General features: G+C 73.1%; 3 protein-coding genes. 1 reads left to right on the top strand and 2 read right to left on the bottom strand.

Features of this window, described 5'->3' with window-relative positions:
- Together G6018_RS08940 and G6018_RS08935 are read right to left on the bottom strand one after the other, a co-directional pair.
- Positions 1 to 618, bottom strand: a 618-nt coding sequence (locus G6018_RS08940; protein ID WP_182639422.1) for a PHP domain-containing protein, incomplete at its 3' end; no start/stop codon positions are given.
- 33 nt (positions 619 to 651) lie between these two features.
- A complete protein-coding gene (locus G6018_RS08935; protein ID WP_347237840.1) occupies positions 652 to 1575 on the bottom strand; it encodes a sucrase ferredoxin in 924 nt (307 codons plus the stop codon).
- 86 nt (positions 1576 to 1661) lie between these two features.
- Here G6018_RS08935 and G6018_RS08930 point away from each other — a divergent pair, with 86 nt between their 5' ends.
- Entirely contained in the window at positions 1662 to 2303 is a 642-nt protein-coding gene (locus G6018_RS08930; protein WP_182616328.1) for a hypothetical protein, read from the top strand.
- Positions 2304 to 2742: the final 439 nt, after the last annotated feature.

The raw sequence follows: 2742 nt of genomic DNA, 5'->3' as shown, positions 1-2742 counted from the left end.
CGCGGTGTCGAAATCGGACGCGCTCGCGCCGCCCCGCTCGAGGGCCCGCCGCACCCGTCCCCGGCGGCAGCCGGTGAGCACGTACCAGTGGCCGCCGGCGGCCTCGGCGAGTTCGCCGATCTCGTACCGCGGTTCACCCTTGGCGCCTCCCCTCAGGTGGGCGCGGGCGATCGCACGCGAGAGTCTGCGGTAGCCCTCCCCTCCACGGGCCAACACGAGCAGGTGCTCATCCCCGGGCAGCGAGAGTTCGGCACCGAACACGGTCGCCAGACCCAGCTCGGAGGCCGCCTCGGCGAAGCGGACGACCCCGTACATCCCGTCGTGGTCGGTGATCGCCAGTGCGGTCAGTCCCAGCTCCGCCGCCGCCTCCGCCATCGCCTCGGGAGAGGAGGCACCGTCCAGGAAACTGAAGGCGGAATGGGCGTGGAGCTCGGCGTAGGGCACGCGCCCCTGGGTTCGGGGCCGTTGCGGAGGGGTGTACTCACCCCGTCGGCGGGACCAGGCGGGGGCATCGCTGCCGTCGCCGGGGTGCGGGTTCTGGGGCCCACGCGGGCCCGGTCGCCCGGACAGGACCCGCTCGAGCTCGGTCCAGGTCTTGGGGCCGTGGTACCAGTTCACCGGGCCTCACCCACCAGGGCCCGGTGCGTGGGCTCAGAGCTGGGTGAACGACTCCACGACCCACGCCGAGGCGTCGCCGGGCGGTTTGCGGCAACTCTGGGACCGAGGGGGGAGCGGGCGGGTGCCCGCCTCGACGCGCCAGGCGCGACCGTCGGTGTGACGGACCACGGCCACGCGCGGGGAATCGGGGTCGAGGGTGACGACGAGGTCGTCCACCCCCGCCTCCACACCGGAGTTCCGCACGGCGACCTCCGCCACCTGCCCGGCCGGTGGCCACGTACTGCGGCCCCGCAGGTTCTCGGTGACGACCCGACCGTCCAGCACCGCCTCGACGATCCCGGCCGCGTGGGCCACCTCCGCGGGCCCGTAGGTGTAACCGGTGCCGGGGAGCAACAGGACCGGGGCGAAGCGGTGCCCTCCGGTGTGGGAGCACTCCCACACCGCGGCATCGGGATCGAGTGAGGCCAGGCGTCCGCCCACCAGTGCCTCCAGCCCGGCCGCGACCGGGCGCCCCCGCACGGCGCAACACTGGTCACGCTTGGCGTGGGTGCACACGAGCGGGACAGGTGCCGCGACCTCGCGGGTCCCGGCCACGTGCCCGTCGGGAGACAGGTCCAGCCCGAGCAACTCCCCGGGCCCGTCGACACGGCCGGTGCGGATGTTCTGCCGGCCGGGGCGGGTGTCGCAGAGGTAGAAGCGGTGCCGGTCGAGCCGCTGGCCCTCCCGGCCGGGCCGCCGGATGAAGAGCATGCGCGACCCACAGGCCTCGACGTGGTCCTTGAGACGTCGGGACAGGTCCTCGCCCAGCGCCTCACCGTCGAAGATGTCGCGGCCCCAGCGCCCGGGGACCTCCAGCAGCACCCACGACTCCTCGTGGGCGGCGGTGCCGGCCGGTGGCTCATCGGCCGACTGCAGGGAGCACCAGTCCGGTTGTGTGGCGGAATCGGTATCTGACACGACCCCATGGTGCCCCATCCCGCGAGGAGGCGTAACTGTAGCCACCTTGTGGGACAAAAGTGACCAGAGGGATCTAGGCTGGGCCTATGCGTATCCGTCACCGCCGCCTCGCCGCGGCCGCCGCCCTCACCGCCGTCGCGTCCCTGGGCCTGGCGGGATGTGGAGCCGACACCTCGACCGACACCCCCACCACGAGCCAGACCACCACGGCGGGATCCTCCCCGGCCGCGCTGGCCCGGGCCCTGGCGCCGGACGAGACCGAGACCTCCGATCCCTCCGCCAGGCCCGCGGACTCCGCTCCGAAGAGTGAGGACTCCGGCGACGCCGCCGAGCGCGCCGAGCTCGTCGTGACCGAGATCCGCGTGGGCGACTACCAGGGCAAGGACCGCGTGGTCTTCGAACTCGAGGGCCAGGGCGTCCCGGGGTACTCCGTGGACTACGTGGACGCACCCGCCCAGCAGGGCAGCGGTTTCCCGGTGGAGGTGCCCGGGGACTCGTTCCTCCAGGTGATGATCCGCGACCAGGTCCTGCCCACCACGACCTCCATGACGGAGGTCCCCGTGGGCACCGTCTCGAGCGACGAGGCGACCGGTGTCGCCGGAGTGGCCTTCGCGGGCCAGTTCGAGGGCCAGGCGCAGTCCGTCATCGGTCTCGAGGGCACGGACCGCGCCTTCTCGGCCTTCCTCCTCCAGAACCCGACCCGACTGGTGGTCGACATCGAGCGCTGAGCCCACCCGGCGAGCGACGGGGGCCGCGACCACGGTGAGTCGTGGACGGTTCATTCGTATACCCCCTCGACGGTCCAACTCCCCGGTTCGTCCCCGACCAGGCAGCACAGCAACAACGCGGCCGCCCGCTCGGGGACGACCTGTATCCGGGCCCTCGGCCGGCGGGGCTCACCACCGGGACCCGCCTCCCACCAGGCCTCATCGATCGGCCACGGCCTCGACCAACCGACCAACGCGCATCGACGGCCCGTCACCTCGACCGACTCGGGTCGTCCGGTGAGCAGGCCTCGCGGACCGACCCCGACCGGCGCCCCCGCCGCGGTGCGCAGCAGAACCCCCCCTGCGAGGGGAACCCGTGCCACGACCCCCGACCCGGGGTCACGGCTCTCACGGATCTCCAATCGATAACCCGGCCCCGGCCACACCACCGACGGCGACG

The organism is Dietzia sp. DQ11-44, assembly GCF_014145205.1.
GTDB classification, from domain to species: Bacteria; Actinomycetota; Actinomycetes; order Mycobacteriales; family Mycobacteriaceae; genus Dietzia; species Dietzia natronolimnaea.
Note: the sequence above shows the minus strand (reverse complement) of the source record. Positions and strands in the feature narration are given on the sequence as shown.